Origin of the sequence: Cryobacterium sp. TMB3-10 (assembly GCF_004402305.1) — a bacterium.
GTDB classification, from domain to species: domain Bacteria; phylum Actinomycetota; class Actinomycetes; order Actinomycetales; family Microbacteriaceae; genus Cryobacterium; species Cryobacterium zongtaii.
In genome coordinates, this window is record NZ_SOGH01000012.1 from 137,544 (window position 1) to 157,087 (window position 19,544).

The following is a 19,544-nucleotide window of genomic DNA, read 5'->3' on the forward strand; positions in this document are numbered from 1 at the left end:
CAGCACAGTGGGTCCGGTCGTGATAATGAGCCTGGCCACCGGTCTCGTCGCCACCATGGCGCTGCCGGCCTACGCGTTCGCCCCGGCGGACCCCGCGGGTAACTTCGCGGCCACGGACGCCACCGAGCTGACCCAGGCGGGCGCCCAGGGGGTGGCCGTCGATGACGGTGCCGCTTCGGTCTCGGTCGCCCAGGACGCCTTCGCGGCCACGCCACAGGCTGAGATCGACGCCGCCGAGGCCGCCGAGGCCGCCGAGGCCGCGCGAGCGGCCGCGGCGACCTCAATGACCACCTATGCGGAGTCGTTCACCGGCCCGTCGGCGGCCGACTACCTGGCCAGCTCGGCCTACCCGAGCTTCAGCCTCTCGTCGGTCTACAGCGTTGCGTTGCAATATCAGGGCGTTCCCTACGTGTACGGGGGTGCCACCCCGGCCGGGTTCGACTGCTCCGGCTTCGTGATGTACGTATATGCACAGTTCGGCATCTCCCTGCCTCACTCTTCCACCGGACAGGGCGCGGCCGGCACCCGGATCGACCTGGCGGATGCCCAGCCGGGCGACCTGGTGATCATGGACGGCCACGACGGGTTCTACGCCGGCAACGGCAACATCCTGCACGCGCCGTACGAAGGGGCGGCGGTGCGGGTACAGCCGATCTGGACCGCTGACTATTACATCGTGCGATTGGGCATCTGAGCCGTTTGATCTGGCCGCTCCTGAGACCGCCCGGGTAAACACTGGGTTACGCATAGCACAAATGGTGCGACACGTTTTCGTAGCGCACCATTTGTGGGTTAACCTGATGCCCTGATGTTCTGCGGGATTTTGGGAGAGCCAATGCGCAAGCTACGCACGATCCACACCATGGATGTGCGCGGACACTTCGCGCTGCGGCACAGCAGTCAAATCTGTCTGGGTGTCGTGTGCCCCGAGCACACCGAAGCCCATGGGGCGTTGTCATGATGACGACGCCCTTTTTGTTTGCCCGCGTCTCCTCCCCGTCGACGCCAGACAGCAGTTCGAATGGCTGGAAGCCGTCCAGCCTTTTTCGAAAGGGAGCGCATGCGCACACTGGTCCTCAACGCGGGATATGAACCTCTCGCGGTCGTGTCGTTCAAGCGGGCACTCGTGCTCGTCATGAACCAGAAGGCAACAATCATTCAGGCGGACCAGGGGCACCCGGTCTGGGCGGCGACGGAGTCGTGGGAGCGGCCCAGCGTCATCCTGCTCACCCGTTACGTGCGCCTGCCGCGGTCGCGGGCCGTGCCGGTCAGCAGGCGCGGAGTGCTGCGGCGCGACGACCACCGCTGCGGCTACTGCGGCAAGAACGCCAGCACCATCGACCACGTGCAGCCGCGGTCACGCGGCGGCCGCGACACCTGGGACAACCTCGTGGCCTGCTGCCTGCGCTGCAACAACCTCAAGAGCGACCGCACACCCGCCGAAATGGGCTGGGACCTGCGCTTCGACCCCCGGATGCCGCAGGGCACCACCTGGGTGGTCAGTGGCGTGGAACGACCGTTGCCGCAGTGGGACGAGTTCCTCGCGCCGGCCGCCGCGTAGTCTCATCGCTCGGCTCGACTTTGTGGATGTGCACCCCTTTGTAGTGCCATTGTCACGAAAACGTAACGCTCAACGTGACAGCCGCCCACGCATCGCCTACAGTTGAAAAGTCCCCCCTTCCGGTAGTGGCTGTTTAGAGGATTATCTGTGACTCATTCCGGCCCCGCCGGCTCGCCTGAGGGCGTCGGCGCGTTACCTTCGCGCCGCGAGGCCCGGGCCCAGCGCGCAGCCGCTGAGGCATCCGGCACTTCCGCCGTCGTCGTTTCTTCCGAGGCCGTTGTCGTGCCCGCCGAGGCCGTCATCGTTTCCGCCGAGTCGGTTGAAGTCTCCGCTGAGTCCGTCGACGTCACCGCCGAGTCCGCTGTCATTTCCGCCGAGGCGATGGTCGTCACCGCGGTTCCCGTACCGCCGGTTTCGATCCGGTCGGTGTCCCCGGACCTCGCCGTCATCGTCGGCAGCGCGAGCACCTGGGCCGACGAGTCGTCAGCCCAGGACGACACCGTTCCGCCGCGTGCGGTCCGCCCGGCCCGGTTCCGGCCGTTCTCCACGCCATCCGCACCGTCCACGGCACCCGCCGGCGCCCGCACCGGTCCCGCCCGGCGGCCCGTCAAGCGCCGCAAGCAGTTCGCGAAGATGGTTACCCTGCTGGCGATCCCGGCCATTTTCCTCACTGCCGCGCTGCCCGCCTACGCGTTCACCCCGCAGGGCGGCTCGACCGCTCTCACTGCCAAGGCCTCCGGGGACACCCAGGCCGTCACCGTGGGCGCCGCCGCTGCCGCCGTGACTATTTCGGCCGACAGCTTCACCGCCACGAGCCAGGCCGAACTCGACGAGATCGAGGCGAACATCGCGGCGGACCTCGAGCAGCAGCAGGTTGCCGAAGAGACCCGCAGCTCCGCGGCCGAGTACGCCGTGGTCGGCATCCGGGCCGAGGGTGACGACTACCCCTGGCGGGACGCCGCCACCGAATCCCAGGGCGGCGGGTTCTCCCCGCTCGGCTACTACTACCGCGAGTGCGTGGACTTCGTGGCCTGGCGGCTCAACCGCGACGCCGGCGCCACCGGCCCGTTCAAGTGGACCTGGTCGACGATGACTCCCGGCGGCGGCAACGCATCCGCCTGGGCCAACGCCTGGGCGAACAAGGGTTGGGCCAGCAGCAAGGCACCCGTCGTGGGTGCCGTGGCCTGGTTCACCTACAACCACGTCGCCTATGTTCAGTCGGTGCCGGGGGACGGCACCGTTGTGCTCGAGGAATACAACTGGAACGGCTCGCACGCTTATCACACGCGTACAGTGCCGGTCAGCGAGGTTCCGGTCTACCTCTACCCGCCGACCTAGTTCCTGTCGCGGCGTGCCCGCCTCCGAACGAGGGCAGCCCGGCGTACCTGCGCTCAACCGGCGCGGATAACGGCTAAACTTTCCCGGTCAGCCTCTGTAGCTCAATGGAAGAGCAGTTCCGTCCTAAGGAAAGGGTTGGGGGTTCGAGTCCCTCCAGGGGCACCCCGCACCGCCGCAACAGATTCAGCTCCCTCACCGGGAAAAGGTCGTCGCCGAAGGTTGGTACCTTCGAGGAATGAAGACTACGCGGTGGGCAATCCTAGGACCTGGCGATATCGGCGGCTGGTTCGCCCGGGCTCTGCCCGGCTCGGCGCACGGCACTCTGCACGCAGTCGGCAGCACCAGCCCCGAGCGGGCGGCCGCGTTCGCGGCCACGTACGGGGCGCCCGTCACCGGAACCTACCAGGATCTCCTCTCCCGGGACGACATCGACGCCGTGTACATCTCCACGGTGAACACGACCCACGCGGACCTCGCCGTGGCCGCGCTGCGGGCCGGCAAGGCGGTGCTGTGCGAGAAGCCGGTCGCGCCGACCGTGGCGGAGGTCGAACGAGTCCTGGATCAGGCCGCGGCCTCCGGACTGCCGTTCGTCGAGGCGTACAAGCACCGGTTCGGACCGTTCGCGCGGGCCCTGGATGCCGCCGTCGCCAACCGGGAGGTCGGCACTTCGTTGCAGCTGGTCGCCTCGTTCGGCTTCGCGGCGGGGCAGCGATCGGGACGCCTGTTCGATCCGGAGCTGGCCGGCGGGGCGATCCTCGACGTGGGCGGCTACCCCGTATCGCTCGCGGTGGCACTCGCCGCTGCTGCCGGCGTTGACCCGGCAGACCTGACGGTCACCGTCGCCACGGGCGATGTCGGCGACACCGGCGTGGACGAGCACGCCAGCGCGACAATTGCCGCGGCCGGATTCTCCGCGGAGGCGGAGTGCTCCATCGTCGCCGAGCTGCCGCGGTCGGCGAGGCTCAGCGGGAGCGCCGGGGTCATCGAGCTGGCCGATGTGTTCGGCAGCCGCAGCGACTCGGCCGCGTCGTTCCTCGTGCGGGCGGATGGCCGTGACCGACTGGTGGAGGTGCCGACGGTGGACCCGTTCGCGGCAGAGGCCGATGCCGTGTCGCTGGCCCTGCTGGACGGGCGGACCGAGGCGCCCGAGGTGCCGTGGGCGCACAGCCGCAGCGTCGCGCGCCTGCTCGCGCAGTGGCGGGCTGGACTGGACGCGGCACCGCGCGGCTGAGCGCATCCGAAGCCAGTACCGACGCGTGAGGCGGGTCAGGCGCCGGTATGCGGGTGGCGCGCCACCCGCATACCGGCGCGGCACCCGCATAACGCGGTCGGGTGCGACGTGGGGGCACCGGTCACCGGAACTGGGTCAGCTTCAGGACCAGATGCTCGTCTCGAACCCGGTCTAACTCCCGGCGGGCTGCGATCGACTCGGGAGCGAGAGCGGGGCGTTCCCGGCGACGAGCCCTGACGGGCCGGCGACCCCAGCGGATCAGCGCGACACCGAGGTGCATGGCAGCGCGGTCGATCAGGCCTACGCGGCGCGCCGGGTGCGCCTCGGGCGAGAGAACGGGTTGGGGTGGGTGATCGTGGCGGCCCGGATCGGGCGCCAGTTGGGTATTCATGATGATGCGTTCCTTAACGAGGACGGTTCGCGAATCCGGGCGCTCTGGAAGAACGTTCGGGCTCGCAGAATGAAGGGTGGCCGCGCACGGCGGCACGAGGGCGACGCGCGGAGTGCGCGCCGCTCACGGGGTGAGTGACCCGGGCAGACGGATGCAGAAGGTGCGGGATGCACAGAGTGCGGATGCTGCCTGGTCGGGCTTCGAGAGCGTCACCACCGTCTGGACCGGTGGGTTACCTACTGGCCGATCAGGCGGTGAAGACGCCGACGAAGCCGGCGGTGGTACGGAATGCGAATGCAATCTTCTGAGTAATCACGCGAGGCTCCTTTCGTCGTATGGCGTAGGCATCACCGTAGTGGGCAATCCGCTCTTCGCGCAACACTTTCTCGCACTTCCGTGGCCGGGCCCGGCTGGGTACCCTCGAAGTATGTGTCGGAACATTCATCAGCTTCACAATTTTGAACCTGCCGCCACCGACGACGAGGTGTATGCGGCGTCGCTGCAGTTCGTGCGCAAGATCAGCGGGGCGACCAAGCCGTCGAAGGCCAACGAGGAGGCCTTCAACCGGGCGGTCGCGGAAATCGCCCACACCTCGCGGCATCTGCTCGAAGACCTGGTCACGACCGCTCCGCCCAAGAACCGCGAGGTGGAGGCGGACAAGGCCAGGGCTCGCTCGGCGAAGCGGTTCGCCGCGGCCTGATCGACCGGCAGTGTTGGGCCGGGTCAGGACTCCGCGAGTTCCCGCGGCACGGTGATCGCGTCGACCAGGGCGCCGTTTCGCCAGACCGTGATCTCGATGGGTGTGTCGATCGCGGCCTCGACCATCAGCTGCTGCACTGCTGTGGCCGTGACCACCGGCTGCCCGGCGAGTTCGACCACGATGTCACCGCGGTGCAACCCGGCCTCCTCTGCCGGGCTGCCCGGGGACACTGCCGCCACCCGTAGGCCGGTCGGCGAGCCGATCCGGGCCGCCAGGGTCGGTGGCAGCGGCACCTGGGCGCCGGCGATGCCCAGCCAGGCCCGCCGCATCCGCCCGGTGGTCATCAGCGCCGTGATGATCGCCCGGGTGCTCACATTGATCGGCACCGCCAGCCCCACTCCGATGCCCGCCACCGCGGTGTTGACCCCGACCATGCGCCCGGTGCTGTCGGCCAGCACCCCGCCGCTGTTGCCCGGGTTGAGGGCGGCGTCGGTCTGGATCACCTCGTCGATCACCCGCCCGGACCGGGTGGGGAGCGACCGGCCGAGCGCCGAGACGATGCCGGCGGTGACGCTGCCGGCCAGACCCAGCGGATTGCCCAGGGCCACCACCACCTGGCCGACGCGCAACCGCGCGGCGTCGCCGAACCGCACCGGCGGCGGGGTGGCATCGCGTGCGTGCAGCACGGCCAGATCGGAGAGGGTGTCACGGCCGACGACGTCGACCCGGCTCCCGGTGCCGTCGGCGAACCCGACGTCAGCGGTGCCGGCGCCGGCGACGACATGGGCGCTGGTGAGGAGGAATCCGTCGTCGGTGATGACACTCGCGCTGCCCGCTCCCGCTCCCTGGGAACTGCGCACTGAGACACTGGCCACGCTGGGCAGCACCCGCGTGGCCACGGCCGTGACGGTTCTCGAGTAGGCGTCGAGCAGCCCGTCGTCATCCATCGCCGGGATATCGTTCATGGCACCAGAGCGTACGTCCGTCGGATTGGACTGTGGGCGCCGTTCGCTGCCAGCAGACTGGGGCTTCGAGACGGCGGGACGACGGCGTGCCGCGAGGGTCGGCGTGCCGGCGGCGAGTGCCGAAGACACCGATGGGTTCGCCGGGTGCCGCCGGCCGGATCAGTCGCCCTCCTCGAGGGAGTCGGCGACCTCGCGTGCGTCGCGGGCGCGGGTTCTGGAGTCCTCCACAGCGGTGTGCGCCTCGGCGCGGGCGTCGGCCAGGGCGCTCTCGTCGGCGACGACGGAGGCGAGCGCCGCGGAGGCCGTATCCAGCTGTTCCCGAAGCTCCGCAATCTCCGCTTCGAGGCTGGTCCGGCGAAGCGTGAGCCGGTGGGCGCGACGGTCCAGGGCGTCGACTTCCGCCTCGGCGACGTCCGCATTGCGCTCCAGACGTTGCGCTTCCCGCCTGGCCTCCTTCCGGCGGCGGACGTCGGCGAGTTGAACGGGATCCGGCAGTGCCGCGCCGCGGGAGCGGCCCCGAGGCGCCGGCCACGACTCCGGATCAGACACGGCCATGGCACCGTCCAGGTCGACGGGCTCATAACCGACCGCCCGCAACGGCTTGACCAGAAGTCCGCTGGCGATTGCCGCGGCGGCCGAAGGATCAGACGTTGCGGCCTGCAGGGTCTGCTCGACCTCGCCGACGACGCTTGCAGTAGGCCGGTGACCGAGGCCGGCGGCGAGGTCGGCGCCCGCAGCGGCGAGGGCGGCGATGGCGACTCGGCGCTCGCCGCCGAGCCGCCTGAGCGCGTCCCGCTCGAGATGCTCCTGCGCTGTGCGCATCTGTTCGCCGAGGTCGAGGAGCACAGTAAGTTCGTCGACGTTCTCCCGGGCGAGGAGGTTGACCACCCAGGCCGCAGGAGAGGGTTTCTTCATCACCGCGACCTGCTTGGCGAGAGCGGCATCCGATGACTTCAGCTCCTGTGCCCTGGCATTGCGCGCGGCCGTGAAGTCCTGGGGCCGAAGGCCGTACAGTTCCCGAGCGACATCCGTGAGAATTGCGACCATGGGACCATCCTCGTCCGCACCGGCGGCAGCCGCCAGCACCACGCGGTCCCAGGCACGGATGGTGCCTCAGCGGATGCGCACCCCCGAGGCCTTGAGCTCCAGCGCGGCGAGTGAGCGCATCACCTCGGGGTCGCCCCGACGCCACGCGGACACGGGGTCGGCGTCGACCGCCGCGAACACCGACAGCTTCTGATTCGTCAGGGCCCGCAGCGCGAGCAGGTCCACGGTGATGCCTGCGCGAACCAGCCGCCGTGTCGTGGCCGCCCGGCGCGTGAACCGCAGGCGGGGTACGAGCCAGAACAGCAGGATCGTCGCGACAGGCACGACGGCGATTCCCCATCCCAGGCCGACGGCGAGATTCAGCACGGCCTCCTGCTGGCTGCGGCCGGCCGCCTCCAGGCTCTGGCCCGCGCCGCTGGCGGCCTCGAACGGTGCCCGGATGCCGCCGCCGATGAGCGGCATACCGCCGAACCTGTCGCCGATGTCAGTCATCGTGGTCGAGAAGTCGGAGCCGGCGGACTCCATCTGCTCGCCGAACCGGGCGAGGTCGATCACGAGCGAGTAGACGAAAGCGCCGAGCCCGATCCAAGCGGCGATGGCGGCGACGGCGATCACGTCGACCGCGACCTGACGGGAGCGATGGGCGGCGTAGTCGGAGTAGATCTGCATCCCCTCACTATCGCGTAAACGGCGATGTCGTCGTGCGGGCTCCCTGCTCGCCGATGCCGTTCGCTGACGATCGGATCGGACCCGGCGGCCGCTGTGCGGCGGTATCGCTTCGCGGTCAGCGCGGTTACCCTGTGTGCCATCGGGTAGTCAGGGAGTTCTCACGGGAGCGGAGGAGCTGATGGCATCGGACGGTCGTGGCAACGTGACGGTGGGAGACGGGGGGTGGGGGTTCTTCTTCCTTCTGGCTTACGTTGGAGCGGCCATCTACTTCGTCTCCACGTCGGACGGATCGTTCTGGGGCTTCATCCTGGGCCTGCTCCAGGCCATCGTCTGGCCGGTCTATCTGACCTATGAGGTGTTACTTCTGCTGGTCGGGCCCTAATCGGGGGAGCCCCACGGGCCCTCCTGCGGCGGTTTACGCCGCGCGGTCGATCCCGGCCTGCTGGGCCGCCCACAGGGCAATCCGGTCGAGGGAGTGGGCAGGCACCCGGTCGACGGCCACGGGCGGGCCGGCGGGCAGGTCGGCGGGACCGTGGGTGCCGGCCGACACCATGACCAGGGTCGCCGTCATGACGATGGGGCGCAGGGACCGGTGGGCAGGAATAGTGTGCAGGATCGTGGTCATGGGAGTCCTCTCGACGGGCGGCTGCCGACCGGGTGAACGGGATCGGTACCTCCATCGTCGCCAAACACGGGTACGCAGACATCCCCTGGACGGATGAACCCGGGTACTACCCGCGATGTAGTCGGCGTACCGTGGTGGTTAGCCGCGGGACTGTAGGAAGACCATGACGAGGGTGCCCGCGCCGTAGAGCAGCAGCTTGCCCTTGTAGCCGGCCCACCACTGACGCGGTGCCGGCTCGGTGTCCTCGAGGTCCTCGGGGAGATCGGCATCCGAGTCGCCGTCAACAGTCGTGTTGCCGTCCGACCGGTCTCTGGGGGTGGGCCGGATGGGTGTGCCGACGCCCGGTCCGCCGGCGAGGCGCTCGAAAGGCCGGGCCAGAAACTCGGGTATCTGGATACGGTCGAACTCGTCGCGCGGTTCGTCGCTCTTGTTCTTGCTCATCCGAAAATGCCCCCTTCGCTCTCAGTCTAGGGACTCCGCGCGGCCATCACATCGCCCGGGGTGCCCGGCGTCGGACCTGGCAGAAGACACCCAGTATTGTCGTGCCGAGCACAGGAGTCCCGATGACCGAACACGAAACCTTCACACGCACCCGGGTCTGGGCGGCCGAGCCCGTGCAGACCGACGACGCGATCCTCGAGAACACCGGGCATGCGTGGGAGGAGTGGGTCGATCTCATCGACGACGGCCCCGGCCACCAGGCCGGGCACACCGCCATCGCCGCCTGGGTGCACGCCGCGCACGGTGTGGACGGCTGGTGGGCGCAGAGCGTGACCGTGGGTTACGAACGCATCACCGGCCTGAGGCTGCCCGGCCAGATGCCCGACGGCAGCTTCAGCGTGAGCCGCGCGCGGGTGCTGGCCCTGGACCGCGACGTGGTGCGCGAACTGCTGCTCGACGAGGGTAGCCGCGCCGATCTGTTTCCCGGTCTCGACCTGGTGCTTCGCTCGAAGCCGGCGTCGTTCGACGAGGCCGAGCGGTGGAAACTGTTCTGGGCCGAGTGGCTCGCCGCCGTCGAGCGGCTGGCCTAGGGCAGCAGTCCGGCGATGGTCGCCACGGCGGCCTCGAAGAGCTCGGGGCGGGCGCGGGAGTAGTTCAGCCTGAAGAAGGAACCGGTCGGCTCGGCCGGGAACCAGTCGCCGCCGGGGGAGAACAGCACCCCCTCGGCGCGACTGCGCCGGGCCAGGTCGGCCACGTCCACCCCGTCGGCAGCGCGCACCCACAGGTTCAGCCCGCCCCTGGGGACCAGCTCAAGGGCGTCCGCGCCCAACTGTCCGCGCACCTGCCGGGCCAGCTCGTCGCGGCGGCCGCGCAGCGACCCACGCAACCGGGTGAGGTGGCTGTGCCAGCCCGGGTCGGTGAGCACATCGACCGCTGCCGCCTGCAGGAGCCCGCTGACGTACAGGTCGTCCACGGTGCGGTCCACCTGGATCCGGGCCAGGGCGGGGCCGCGGGCCACGACCGCCGCCACCCGGATGGCGGGGGAGAGGCTCTTCGTGAGCGAGCGCACGTAGACGATGTGGCCGTCGGCGTCGTCGGCGGCGAGGGTGGCCACATCCGCTTCGATGCCGAAATCATGCGCCCAGTCGTCCTCGATCAGGTACGCCCCGCGAGCGCGGAGGACCGCGGTGATGGCACTGCGATCGGCGCTGCTCCACAACGCCCCGGTGGGATTGGCGAAGTGCGGCTGCGCGTAGAACAGGCGGGCCCCGCTGACGCCCAGGGCGTCGTCGAGGTCGGCAGCCGCGGGGGCGCCGGCGCCGCGGGAGATGGGCACGATGCGCAACCCGGCCTGCCGGGCGGCGGCCATGGCGCCCCAGTAGGTAGGGGACTCCATCACGATCGCGTCGCCCGGAACGGCCAGCGCCCGGAAGATCGACGACAGCGCGCTCTGGCCGCCCGGGGTGATGACGACGTCGTCGGCGGCCGGCGGGGCGGCGGCGGAGGCGCCGACCGGTGCCAGTTCCGCCGCAAACCAGCTGCGGAGCTCCGGCAACCCCGAAATCGGGGCCCGGTCGACGGCGGTGCCGGTACGAGCCGCGCGGACCAGGGCGGTGCGCACCAGCCGGGTGGGCAGCAGCTCCTCGGCCGGGTACCCGGAGTGCAGGGCGATCATGCCCGGTCCGGCGCTCGTCATGGCGGTGCCGATCGCGTCGGCACCGGTGCGGGCCGCGCCGAGCGCCGTGGTCTGCCAGCCGAAGTCGGCCCGGTGCACGGCATGCGGCCGCGCCACGAAGCTTCCCGCGCCCGGTCGGGTCTCCACCAGGCCCTCGAGCACCAGACGCTGCAGCGCGCGCTGCACAGTGAGCGGGCTGGCGGCATGGTCGAGCACGAGGGTGCGGGTGGAGGGCAGCCGGTCGCCGGCCGGCCGGCTGGCGACCAAGGCACGCAGCCGGCGTTCGATGGCGAGATGCGCCGATTCGTTGTCCGCGGAACCCGCTCGGGTGCTATCCTCTTTCATGAAAATACAGAATAGCGCTATCGTCGCGGCGCCGCCAGCGCTATCGCCACCGGAAGCGTCGCCCGCCGCCGCCGGCCTGGTCTTCGGGCTGCTGGGCGTGCTGGCCTTCTCGTTCACCCTGCCGCTCACCCGGGTGGCCGTGGCCCAGCTCGACCCGCTGTTCGTCGGTGCCGGCCGTGCCGTCGGAGCCGGCATTCTCGCCATCGCTGTGCTCGCCGTGCTCCGGCAGCGTCTTCCCAGGGGCAGCCAATGGTGGCGGCTGGCCGTGGTGGGGGCCGGCGTCATCGCGGGCTTCCCCATTCTCACCTCCTTCGCCCTGCAGAGCGTGCCGGCCGCGCACGGCGCCGTTGTGATCGGCCTGCTCCCCGCAGCCACCGCGGTGGTCGCTGTCGTGCGGGCCAGGGAACGGCCCACTCCGCGCTTTTGGCTGGCCAGCGGTCTCGGCGTGGTGGCCGTGGTCGGATTCGTGGCGCTCACCGCGGGCGGGCTCAGCGGCCTGCAGCCGGCCGACCTGCTGTTGGTGGCGGCCGTGGTGCTTGCGGCGATCGGCTACGGTGAGGGCGCGCTGCTGGCCCGCGAGCTGGGCTCCTGGCAGACCATCTGCTGGGCGCTGATCGTGGCGCTGCCGGTGATGGTGCCGCTGATGCTGGCCGGACTCGCTTCCGGCCGGCCCGCTGCTGATGCGTCGGCCTGGCTGGCCTTCGCCTACCTTGCCGGGGTGAGCATGTTCCTGGGCTTCTTCGCCTGGTACCGGGGCCTGGCCATCGGGCCGATCGCCCGGGTGAGCCAGATCCAGCTTCTGCAACCGGTGCTCACCATCGCGTGGGCGGCGCTGCTCCTCGGTGAAGACCTGGACCCTCTCGTGCTGATCGGCGCGCTCGCGGTCATCCTCTGCGCGGCCGGCGCCGTGCGTGCCCGCATCCGCTGACCGGCCGTCGTGCGGGGCACGGTCGGGCCGGCGTGGGGTCACCCCTCGCGGGCGGCCCGGCGCACAGAGGCGTCGTGTTCGAGGTGAGCCCTGCGGAGCAGATCGGCGAGCTCCGCGTCGTCCTGGACCGCCTGCCGGTACTTCGGGCCGAGCTTATGGATGGACTCTTCCTCTTCCCGAAGCGCCGTGTACACCCGGATGCGTTCGGTGTGGTCCTCGGTGTAGCCGAGGTCCAGGTAGTCGGTTGCGTACCGCCGGGCGTTGGCGGTGGCCGCTTGTGCCCGGCCCGCCGGGCTGAACAGCGACGCCAGCACGGTGACCAGGAGCACACCGATGATGACCGTCAGGGAGACACCCGTGCTGATCTCGAACACCGGCACCGGCTCGCCGCCGTTGACGAACGGAAGGTTGTTCTCGTGCAGGGCGTGCAGGATCAGCTTCACGCCGATGAAGGCGAGGATCGCCGCCAGCCCGAAGGAGAGGTAGATCAGCCGGTCCAGCAGGCCGTCGAGCAGGAAGTACAGCTGACGCAGGCCGAGGAGCGAGAACGCCGTCGCCGTGAACACGATGTAGACATCCTGGGTGAGGCCGAAGATGGCGGGGATCGAATCGAGCGCGAAGAGGAGGTCGGTGCCGCCGATCGCGACCATCACCAGGAGCATCGGGGTCAGTGCGCGCCTGCCGTCGTGGATGGTGAAGAGTTTGTCGCCGTCGTACTCGGGACTGGTGTGGAAGACCTTGCGCGCGACCCGCACGATGAAGTTGTCCGCGGACTTGGACTCCGAGCTCTCCGGTTTGAGCATGTTGCCCGCCGTCATCAACAGGATCAGGCCGAAGAAATAGAACACCCAGGCGAAGGTGTTGATCAGGGCGGCGCCGAGGAAGATGAAGCCGGTGCGCGCGATGAGCGAGAACGTGATGCCGAACAAAAGCACCTTCTGCTGGTCCTCCCGGGGCACGCGGAAGCTTGTCATGATGATGAGGAAGACGAACAGATTGTCGACCGAGAGCGCCTTTTCGGTGATGTACCCCGCGAAGTACTCGGATCCGGGGGTGCTGCCGCCGATGATCAGGACACCAATGCCGAACAGTATGGCGATCCCGACGTAGATCGACGACCAGATTGCCGCTTCTTTCAGCGTGGGGGCGTGGGCCTTCCGCACGTGAAAGACGTAGTCGAAGGCGAGAAGCCCGACGATTCCGAGGACCGTCAGGGTCCAGACGAGAGGTGAGGTATCCATTCGGTCGGCTTTCGGTCGAAGACGTGAGGCGCATCCGGTATCAAAAGGCTACGCGGGCAGGCCGCCGGGAGAACAGGGGTGGCGGAGAAAAACCCGCCGGAGACGGGAACGCGCCCGAAGAATGTACTCATGTGACGCGTGTTCACCCGCCGGTCACCCGGTCGTTCTAGGCTGTCGCCATCGCGGATTCTCGCGAGCCCGGACAGGAGTATGCGTGACCTCGTTCCACCCCGATCCCAGCACCCGGTCCGCCGGCTCGACCGTCGCACCGGCAATCGTGCGTCCGCTGCCGGCCGCGCCGACGCCCGGCCACGAGCAGGGCGTGCTGGATGCCGGTTATCTGGTGCACCCCGAGCGCACCCTGATCGACATCCTGCTGGCCACCGCGGAGGAACACCCCACCGCCCTGGCCCTCGAGGACGCCGCCGGGGCCCTGAGCTACCGGCGGCTGGTGCGGCTGGTCAACGACCAGGCCGTGCGGCTGAGCCGGGCCGGGGTGCGCCGCGGCGACACGGTCGGCATCCGCATCCCGTCCGGCACCCGCGACCTCTACCTGTCGATTCTCGCCACCCTCACCGTCGGCGCCGCCTACGTGCCCGTCGACGCCGACGACCCTGAGGAACGGGCCCGGCTGGTCTTCGGCGAGGCCCGGGTCGTGGGTGTCATCGGCGACGGTGGTCTGTTCACGGTGCGTGACGGCCTGGACGCCGGGGTGCTCACCGAGCGGCCCCTGGCCGCCGAGGAGGACCCGTCGCTGGCGCACTGGGGCGAGCCGATGCCCGGCCCGCACGACGACGCCTGGATCATCTTCACCTCCGGCTCCACCGGGGTGCCCAAGGGTGTCGCCGTGACGCACCGCTCGGCGGCGGCGTTCGTCGACGCCGAGGCCGGCCTGTTCCTGGCCGGCGAACCCATCGGCCCCGGCGACCGGGTGCTGGCCGGCCTGTCGGTGGCGTTCGACGCCTCCTGCGAGGAGATGTGGCTGGCCTGGCGGAACGGCGCCTGCCTGGTGCCGGCCCCGCGCTCGCTCGTGCGGAGCGGCGCCGACCTCGGCCCCTGGCTCATCGCGCACGGCATCACCGTTGTCTCCACGGTGCCCACCCTCGCCGCACTCTGGCCCGAGGAGGCGCTGGAGAATGTGCGCCTGGTGATCTTCGGCGGCGAGGCCTGCCCGCCCGAGCTGGCCGCCCGCATCAGCGCCCGCGGCCGTGAGGTGTGGAACACCTACGGCCCGACCGAGGCGACGGTCGTGGCCTGCGGCGCCCTGCTCGACGGCAGCGACCCCGTGCGCATCGGCCTGCCGCTGGACGGCTGGAGCCTGGCCGTGGTGGATCCGGCCGGCCAGCGGGTGCGGGCCGGCGAGACCGGCGAACTGATCATCGGCGGCGTCGGCCTGGCCCGGTACCTCGACGCAACCCAGGATGCGGTGAAGTACGCCCCGCACGCCGGGCTCGGCTGGGAACGCGCCTACCGCAGCGGCGACCTCGTGCGCTTCGACCCCGCCGGGCTGGTTTTCGTGGGCCGGGCCGACGACCAGATCAAACTCGGCGGCCGGCGCATCGAGCTCGGCGAGATCGACGCCGCCCTGCAGGCGCTGTCCGGCGTGGCCGGCGCGGCCGCTGTCGTGCAGACCACCCCGGCCGGCAACCAGGTGCTGGTGGGTTACCTCGCGCTCGCCGATGAGGCAGCCGGATCCTTCGACCTGCCCGCGGCCACCGCGGCCCTCCGGGTGGCGTTGCCCGCCGCCCTCGTGCCGCTGCTCGCCGTCGTGGAATCCATCCCCACCCGCACCTCCGGCAAGGTCGACCGTGCCGCCCTGCCCTGGCCGCTGCCCGGCCTGGCCGGCGCCGAGACGGCCGGCGCGGATGCGCTCAGCCCGACCGCCGCTTGGCTCGCCGGGCATTGGGCCGCGATCCTCGGTGTGCCCGTCGCCGACGCCGACAGCGACTTCTTCGCCTACGGCGGCGGCTCCCTCTCGGCCGCCCAATTCGTGTCCGCGATTCGGGAGCGCCACCCGAACACCCGGATCAGCGACATCTACGACCACCCGCGGATCGGCTCCCTCGCCGACGAACTCGACGGCCGCACTCCGACGGTGGCCCGCGCCACGCGGCAGGTGCTGCCCACCCCGGCCCGCACCGGGCTGCTGCAGGGCGTCCTCAGCGTGCCGTTGCACCTGCTCGTGGGTGCCAAGTGGCTGGTGTACCTGGCCGCGGCCAACAATCTGCTCGCCGCCGCCGGCGCATCCTTCGCCCCCACGGTGTCATGGTGGGCGGTGCTGGCCGGATTCGTGCTGCTGGTCACCCCACTGGGCAAGATGGGCATCTCCGTTGCCGCCGCCCGGCTGCTGCTCAAGGGCGTGAAACCGGGCAACTACCCGCGCGGCGGCTCGGTGCACCTGCGGCTCTGGCTGGCCGAACAGGTGGCCACCTTCGTCGACGCGGCCAGCCTGGCCGGGGCGCCGTGGATCAGCTACTACGCCCGGCTGCTCGGCGCCACCATCGCCCCCGGCGTCGACCTGCACTCGGTGCCGCCGGTCACCGGGCTGCTCAGCATCGGCGAGCGCGCCGCGATCGAACCCGAGGTGGACCTGGCCGGCTACTGGCTCGACGGCGACACCCTTCGGATCGGCCGGGTGCGCATCGGCGCGGAGGCCGTGATCGGCTCCCGCAGCACCCTGCTCGGCGGCGCCAAGATCGGCGACGGCGCCGAGATCGAACCGGGCTCCGCCGTCTCCGGCCGGGTGCCACGAGGTGAGCGCTGGGCCGGCTCACCGGCCACCCGGGTCGGCTCGGCCCGCCGCGCCTGGCCCGCGGAACGACCGGCGAACGCCCGCCGCTGGCTGCTCGCCTACGGCGCCGGCTCGGTGGGACTCACCGCCATTCCCACCGTGGCGGTGCTGCTCGGCGTGCTCATCGTGGGCGTGGTGATCGGCGACGCCGGCACCCTCGGCGCCGCGGTCGCCCGCGCCGCGCTGGCCGTGCCGCCGGCCGTGCTCGCCGCCGGAACGCTCTACGCCGGCTCCGTGATCGGAGCCGTGCGCCTGCTGGGCCTGGGCCTGACCGAGGGCCACCACCCGGTGCGCAGCCGGGTGGGCTGGCAGGTGTGGATGACCGAACGACTGCTGGACGGCGCCCGCACCCTGCTGTTCCCGCTTTACGCCAGCCTGCTCACCCCGGTCTGGTTGCGGCTGCTCGGCGCGAAGGTCGGTCCGGGCGTCGAGGCGTCCACGGTCCTGCTGGTGCCCTCGCTCACCACCATTGCGCCCGGCGCGTTCCTCGCCGACGACACCATGGTCGCCTGCTATGAACTCGGCGGCGGCTGGATGCGCATCGGCCGCGCCAAGATCGGCCGCCGGGCGTTCCTGGGCAACAGCGGCATCGCCGGCCCCGGCCGCACGGTGCCGAGGGACGGCCTCGTGGCGGTGCTGTCGTCCACCCCGCGCAAGGCCAAGCGCGGCTCCTCCTGGCTGGGCAACCCGCCGACACGGCTGCGTCGCCGGGTGACCGACATCGACGAGGCCCGCACCTTCCACCCGCCGGCGCGTCTGGTGTTGGCCCGGTCGCTCTGGGAGGTGCTGCGCCTGGTGCCGGTGTTCGCCTCCGCGTGGATCGCCCTCAGCGTGCTCGTGGCCCTCGAGGTCCTCTGGCTTTTCGGCGGTCCTGGCCTGGCGCTGCTGCTCTCCGGCTTCGTGCTGATCGGCGCAGGCGCCGTCGCGGCCGCGCTGACCACCGCCGCGAAATGGTTGCTGGTGGGGCGCATCCGCGCCTCCGAGCATCCGCTCTGGTCGTCGTTCATCTGGCGCAACGAGGTGTCGGACACCTTCGTGGAGATGGTGGCGCGGCCCTGGTTCGCGCAGAACGCCGCCGGCACGCCCTGGCTGGCGCTCTGGCTGCGGTCGCTGGGCGCCACGATCGGGCGCGGCGTGTGGTGCGAGTCGTACTGGCTGCCGGAGGCGGACCTGGTCACCCTGGCCGCCGGTAGCAGCGTCAACCGCGGCTGTGTCGTGCAGACCCACCTGTTCCACGATCGCATCATGCAGCTGGACACCGTGCACATCGGCGCCGGTGGCACCCTCGGGCCCAACAGTGTGATCCTGCCGGCGGCGCGCATCGACGATCACGCCACCGTTGGACCGGGTTCGCTGGTGATGCGCGGGGAGCGGGTGCCCACCGATTCGCTCTGGTCCGGCAACCCGATTGCGCCGTGGCACCGGCCGCCATGGAAGACTTGATCCCTATGTTGCAGCCCACACCCACCATCCTGGGGTCCGCGTCCGCGGGTGACCCCTACCTTCCCGCGAGTGGCAATGGTGGCTACACGGTGGCGCACTACGACCTCGAACTGGACTACAGGGTCGCCACGAACCGGCTGACCGCGACCGCCACGATCACGGCGCGGGCCCTCACCGCGCTCGGGCGGTTCAGTCTCGACCTGGCCGGCTTGAGCGTCGACAAGGTCACGGTCAACGGTGTTGCGCCGGTGAAGACGGTGCACGCCGCCCGCAAGCTCGTGATCACTCCCGCCGTGCCGCTGGCCGTGGGAGAGGCGTTCGAGGTGGTGGTGCGCTACCGCGGGGCGCCGCATCCGGTGCGCAGCCACTGGGGCGAGCTGGGCTGGGAGGAACTCACCGACGGTGTGCTCGTGGCCGGTCAGCCCAGCGGGGCGCCGTCGTGGTTTCCCTGCAACGATCACCCGAGCGACAAGGCCACCTTCCGTATCCAGCTCACCTGCGAGGCGCCGTACACGGTGGTCAGCAACGGCCCGTTGGTGGCCAAGAGCACCCGGTCCGGTCGCACCTCCTGGACCTTCGACGTGCGGGAACCGATGGCCGCATACTTGGCCAGCGTTCAGATAGGTCGCTATCGCCGGCACGACATCGCCGCAACCCCGGTGGCGCACAGCCTGTTCTTCCCTCCCGCGCTGGCCCGGCCGGTGGCGGTGGACTTCGCCAGGCTCGGCGAGATGATCACGGTGTTCAGCCGGGTCTTCGGCCCGTACCCGTTCCCCGCATTCTCCGTGATCGTCACCGCCGACGACCTCGAGATCCCGCTCGAGGCGCACGGCCTGGCCGTGTTCGGCCGTAACCACGTGGACGGCCTGCACGGCAGCGACCGGCTGATCGCGCACGAACTGGCGCACCAGTGGTTCGGCAACAGCCTCACCCTCACTCGCTGGGCCGACATCTGGCTACACGAGGGCTTCGCCTGTTACGCCGAGTGGATCTGGGCCGAGTCCAGCGGCGGACTTACCGCCCACGCGAACGCCCTGCTGCACCGCGCCGAGCTGGACCTGCTGCCCAAGAACATCGTGGTGGCCGACCCCGGCCCGCACGACATGTTCGACGACAGGGTCTACAAGCGCGGGGCCCTGGCCCTGCACGCCGTGCGTCAGGCGATCGGCGACGAGGCCTTCTTCACCGCCCTGCGCGCCTACACCCGCACCCACCGGCACGGCAGCGTCACCACCGACGACCTGCTCGGCTGCTTCCGCATCGCCTCCGGCACCGGTGTCGCCGACAAGATCATCGCCCGCTGGGTGTCGGCGAAGAGCCTGCCGCGGCTGCAGCCCGCCGCGCCGCTCGAACCCGCCCCCTGATCTCGCGCGCGTCACTCGCTGAGTTGCGTTTGCGGCACGTCGGGGACGCTCTGAGCGGCGGGGACACCTCGAAGGGATCGTCACCGATCGAGGCACAACCGCGGGCGCCTGGCGCACACCACGGCGACTGTAGCGACGAGACCCTCGGGAGCCGCCACGGATATGAGGTGCGCCTGGTTCAGCGGAAACGGCGCAGCCGGCCAGCCGACCAGGGCCGGGCCGGGGGAGTGTTCGGCGGGCACTTCGTCGGGCGCACGAGCGATGGTGAGGTCACGAGGATCGACCCTGAGCCCCACGCCGGCGGCCTTGAGGACCGCCTCCTTGGCGGTCCAGATGGCGGTCACCGCGGCCGTGGCCGATCGCGGATGCAGGGCGGCCACGGCATCCGCTTCGGCCGTGGAGAGCAGCACGTCATCCAGGGGTGCCCGGGCGAGCGCACCGACGGATTCGAGGTCGATGCCCACCGGGCCGGCCGCAGTGACGGCCAGAGCGAGCCGGCCGTCGGCCCGGGCCAGGCTCACGTGCACGGTGGGGGAGTCCACCGCCGCGCCGCCGAGTTCGACCCGGAGGGGGCCGTGACCGGACCGTCCGCAGTTCGGGCAGACCTGGCTGAGAGTGATGGATGCGCCGGCGACGCCGGTCAGCCGGCCCACCAGCTCTGCCAGCGCCCGGTGGTCGCCGTCCTGGGTCGCCGCTCGGGTGCCCAGCGCCACCACCACGGTGGTGGACAGGTCCACGCCCCGCACACCGTCGAGGTCGCGGGGGGAAGAGGCATCGGGCACGCCATCA

Annotated in this window: 19 protein-coding genes and 1 tRNA gene; 11 read left to right on the forward strand and 9 right to left on the reverse strand. The window is 70.6% G+C overall.

Translation table 11 applies throughout. The features are described from left to right. Positions 1–25: 25 nt before the first annotated feature. The 5 genes from E3T22_RS05405 to E3T22_RS05425 all read left to right on the forward strand — a co-directional run bounded on the left by E3T22_RS05405 (position 26) and on the right by E3T22_RS05425 (position 4,130). Positions 26–694, forward strand: coding sequence for a C40 family peptidase (locus E3T22_RS05405; RefSeq protein ID WP_134479881.1), 669 nt, complete (start codon positions 26–28; stop codon positions 692–694). A gap of 366 nt (positions 695–1,060) precedes the next feature. Further along, positions 1,061–1,561, forward strand: coding sequence for an HNH endonuclease (locus tag E3T22_RS05410; protein ID WP_088457022.1), 501 nt, complete (start codon positions 1,061–1,063; stop codon positions 1,559–1,561). Positions 1,562–1,708: 147 nt separating this feature from the next. After that, positions 1,709–2,899: a CHAP domain-containing protein gene (locus tag E3T22_RS05415; RefSeq protein WP_088457021.1), complete on the forward strand. Its 1,191-nt coding sequence runs from the start codon at positions 1,709–1,711 to the stop codon at positions 2,897–2,899. A 90-nt stretch (positions 2,900–2,989) separates the two neighbouring features. Continuing rightward, a tRNA-Arg gene (locus E3T22_RS05420) sits at positions 2,990–3,061 on the forward strand. 73 nt (positions 3,062–3,134) lie between these two features. Continuing rightward, a complete protein-coding gene (locus E3T22_RS05425) occupies positions 3,135–4,130 on the forward strand; it encodes a Gfo/Idh/MocA family protein (RefSeq protein ID WP_088457020.1) in 996 nt (331 codons plus the stop codon). Positions 4,131–4,251: 121 nt separating this feature from the next. Here the strand turns inward: E3T22_RS05425 and E3T22_RS05430 are convergent, their stop codons facing one another. Continuing rightward, on the reverse strand, positions 4,252–4,521 hold the full coding sequence (locus E3T22_RS05430) for a hypothetical protein (protein WP_088457019.1): 270 nt from the start codon (positions 4,519–4,521) through the stop codon (positions 4,252–4,254). 427 nt (positions 4,522–4,948) lie between these two features. Here E3T22_RS05430 and E3T22_RS05435 point away from each other — a divergent pair, with 427 nt between their 5' ends. Next, positions 4,949–5,221 (forward strand): DUF2277 domain-containing protein, encoded by a 273-nt coding sequence (locus E3T22_RS05435; RefSeq protein ID WP_088457018.1) that lies wholly within the window; start codon positions 4,949–4,951, stop codon positions 5,219–5,221. Between the two features lie 23 nt (positions 5,222–5,244). On the opposite strand, the gene E3T22_RS05440 is transcribed toward E3T22_RS05435, so the two are convergent. The 3 genes from E3T22_RS05440 to E3T22_RS05450 all read right to left on the reverse strand — a co-directional run bounded on the left by E3T22_RS05440 (position 5,245) and on the right by E3T22_RS05450 (position 7,902). Then, positions 5,245–6,186, reverse strand: a complete 942-nt coding sequence (locus E3T22_RS05440; protein WP_240632252.1) for a S1C family serine protease — start codon at positions 6,184–6,186, stop codon at positions 5,245–5,247. 159 nt (positions 6,187–6,345) lie between these two features. Next, complete coding sequence (locus E3T22_RS05445) at positions 6,346–7,233, reverse strand: hypothetical protein (protein ID WP_088457016.1); 888 nt, start codon at positions 7,231–7,233, stop codon at positions 6,346–6,348. 66 nt (positions 7,234–7,299) lie between these two features. Further along, entirely contained in the window at positions 7,300–7,902 is a 603-nt protein-coding gene (locus tag E3T22_RS05450) for a hypothetical protein (RefSeq protein ID WP_088457015.1), read from the reverse strand. 178 nt (positions 7,903–8,080) lie between these two features. Between E3T22_RS05450 and E3T22_RS05455 the strand changes: the two genes are divergently transcribed. Further along, positions 8,081–8,284, forward strand: a complete 204-nt coding sequence (locus E3T22_RS05455; RefSeq protein WP_088457014.1) for a hypothetical protein — start codon at positions 8,081–8,083, stop codon at positions 8,282–8,284. Between the two features lie 33 nt (positions 8,285–8,317). Here the strand turns inward: E3T22_RS05455 and E3T22_RS05460 are convergent, their stop codons facing one another. Next, on the reverse strand, positions 8,318–8,527 hold the full coding sequence (locus E3T22_RS05460) for a hypothetical protein (RefSeq protein ID WP_088457013.1): 210 nt from the start codon (positions 8,525–8,527) through the stop codon (positions 8,318–8,320). A 138-nt stretch (positions 8,528–8,665) separates the two neighbouring features. Then, a complete protein-coding gene (locus E3T22_RS05465; protein ID WP_088457012.1) occupies positions 8,666–8,968 on the reverse strand; it encodes a hypothetical protein in 303 nt (100 codons plus the stop codon). Between the two features lie 122 nt (positions 8,969–9,090). Between E3T22_RS05465 and E3T22_RS05470 the strand changes: the two genes are divergently transcribed. Next, complete coding sequence (locus E3T22_RS05470; RefSeq protein ID WP_134479880.1) at positions 9,091–9,558, forward strand: hypothetical protein; 468 nt, start codon at positions 9,091–9,093, stop codon at positions 9,556–9,558. Here the strand turns inward: E3T22_RS05470 and E3T22_RS05475 are convergent. Then, on the reverse strand, positions 9,555–10,988 hold the full coding sequence (locus tag E3T22_RS05475) for a PLP-dependent aminotransferase family protein (protein WP_134479878.1): 1,434 nt from the start codon (positions 10,986–10,988) through the stop codon (positions 9,555–9,557). The genes E3T22_RS05470 and E3T22_RS05475 overlap by 4 nt on opposite strands. Here E3T22_RS05475 and E3T22_RS05480 point away from each other — a divergent pair. Further along, on the forward strand, positions 10,987–11,916 hold the full coding sequence (locus E3T22_RS05480; RefSeq protein ID WP_088457009.1) for a DMT family transporter: 930 nt from the start codon (positions 10,987–10,989) through the stop codon (positions 11,914–11,916). The two genes, E3T22_RS05475 and E3T22_RS05480, sit on opposite strands and share 2 nt — an antisense overlap. A gap of 38 nt (positions 11,917–11,954) precedes the next feature. Here the strand turns inward: E3T22_RS05480 and E3T22_RS05485 are convergent, their stop codons facing one another. Beyond that, positions 11,955–13,157, reverse strand: a complete 1,203-nt coding sequence (locus tag E3T22_RS05485) for a TerC family protein (RefSeq protein ID WP_134479876.1) — start codon at positions 13,155–13,157, stop codon at positions 11,955–11,957. Positions 13,158–13,371: 214 nt separating this feature from the next. On the opposite strand from E3T22_RS05485, the gene E3T22_RS05490 reads away from it, so the two are divergent. Together E3T22_RS05490 and E3T22_RS05495 are read left to right on the forward strand one after the other, a co-directional pair. After that, positions 13,372–17,391 carry a Pls/PosA family non-ribosomal peptide synthetase gene (locus E3T22_RS05490; RefSeq protein ID WP_370291318.1) on the forward strand — a complete coding sequence of 1,340 codons (4,020 nt, stop codon included), beginning with the start codon at positions 13,372–13,374 and terminating at the stop codon, positions 17,389–17,391. Between the two features lie 5 nt (positions 17,392–17,396). Further along, on the forward strand, positions 17,397–18,755 hold the full coding sequence (locus E3T22_RS05495; protein ID WP_166788976.1) for a M1 family metallopeptidase: 1,359 nt from the start codon (positions 17,397–17,399) through the stop codon (positions 18,753–18,755). An 80-nt stretch (positions 18,756–18,835) separates the two neighbouring features. Here E3T22_RS05495 and E3T22_RS05500 read toward each other — a convergent pair whose 3' ends face one another. Continuing rightward, a complete protein-coding gene (locus E3T22_RS05500) occupies positions 18,836–19,537 on the reverse strand; it encodes a 4'-phosphopantetheinyl transferase superfamily protein (RefSeq protein WP_134479872.1) in 702 nt (233 codons plus the stop codon). Positions 19,538–19,544 lie beyond the last annotated feature (7 nt).

Coding starts and splice junctions, on each gene's coding strand:
- E3T22_RS05435 (WP_088457018.1), top strand. CDS start 4,949: ATGTGTCGGAACATTCATCAGCTTCACAATTTTGAACCTGCCGCCACC.
- E3T22_RS05440 (WP_240632252.1), bottom strand. CDS start 6,186: ATGAACGATATCCCGGCGATGGATGACGACGGGCTGCTCGACGCCTAC.
- E3T22_RS05405 (WP_134479881.1), top strand. CDS start 26: ATGAGCCTGGCCACCGGTCTCGTCGCCACCATGGCGCTGCCGGCCTAC.
- E3T22_RS05450 (WP_088457015.1), bottom strand. CDS start 7,902: ATGCAGATCTACTCCGACTACGCCGCCCATCGCTCCCGTCAGGTCGCG.
- E3T22_RS05475 (WP_134479878.1), bottom strand. CDS start 10,988: ATGAAAGAGGATAGCACCCGAGCGGGTTCCGCGGACAACGAATCGGCG.
- E3T22_RS05460 (WP_088457013.1), bottom strand. CDS start 8,527: ATGACCACGATCCTGCACACTATTCCTGCCCACCGGTCCCTGCGCCCC.
- E3T22_RS05445 (WP_088457016.1), bottom strand. CDS start 7,233: ATGGTCGCAATTCTCACGGATGTCGCTCGGGAACTGTACGGCCTTCGG.
- E3T22_RS05425 (WP_088457020.1), top strand. CDS start 3,135: ATGAAGACTACGCGGTGGGCAATCCTAGGACCTGGCGATATCGGCGGC.
- E3T22_RS05455 (WP_088457014.1), top strand. CDS start 8,081: ATGGCATCGGACGGTCGTGGCAACGTGACGGTGGGAGACGGGGGGTGG.
- E3T22_RS05410 (WP_088457022.1), top strand. CDS start 1,061: ATGCGCACACTGGTCCTCAACGCGGGATATGAACCTCTCGCGGTCGTG.
- E3T22_RS05465 (WP_088457012.1), bottom strand. CDS start 8,968: ATGAGCAAGAACAAGAGCGACGAACCGCGCGACGAGTTCGACCGTATC.
- E3T22_RS05485 (WP_134479876.1), bottom strand. CDS start 13,157: ATGGATACCTCACCTCTCGTCTGGACCCTGACGGTCCTCGGAATCGTC.
- E3T22_RS05480 (WP_088457009.1), top strand. CDS start 10,987: ATGAAAATACAGAATAGCGCTATCGTCGCGGCGCCGCCAGCGCTATCG.
- E3T22_RS05495 (WP_166788976.1), top strand. CDS start 17,397: ATGTTGCAGCCCACACCCACCATCCTGGGGTCCGCGTCCGCGGGTGAC.
- E3T22_RS05470 (WP_134479880.1), top strand. CDS start 9,091: ATGACCGAACACGAAACCTTCACACGCACCCGGGTCTGGGCGGCCGAG.
- E3T22_RS05430 (WP_088457019.1), bottom strand. CDS start 4,521: ATGAATACCCAACTGGCGCCCGATCCGGGCCGCCACGATCACCCACCC.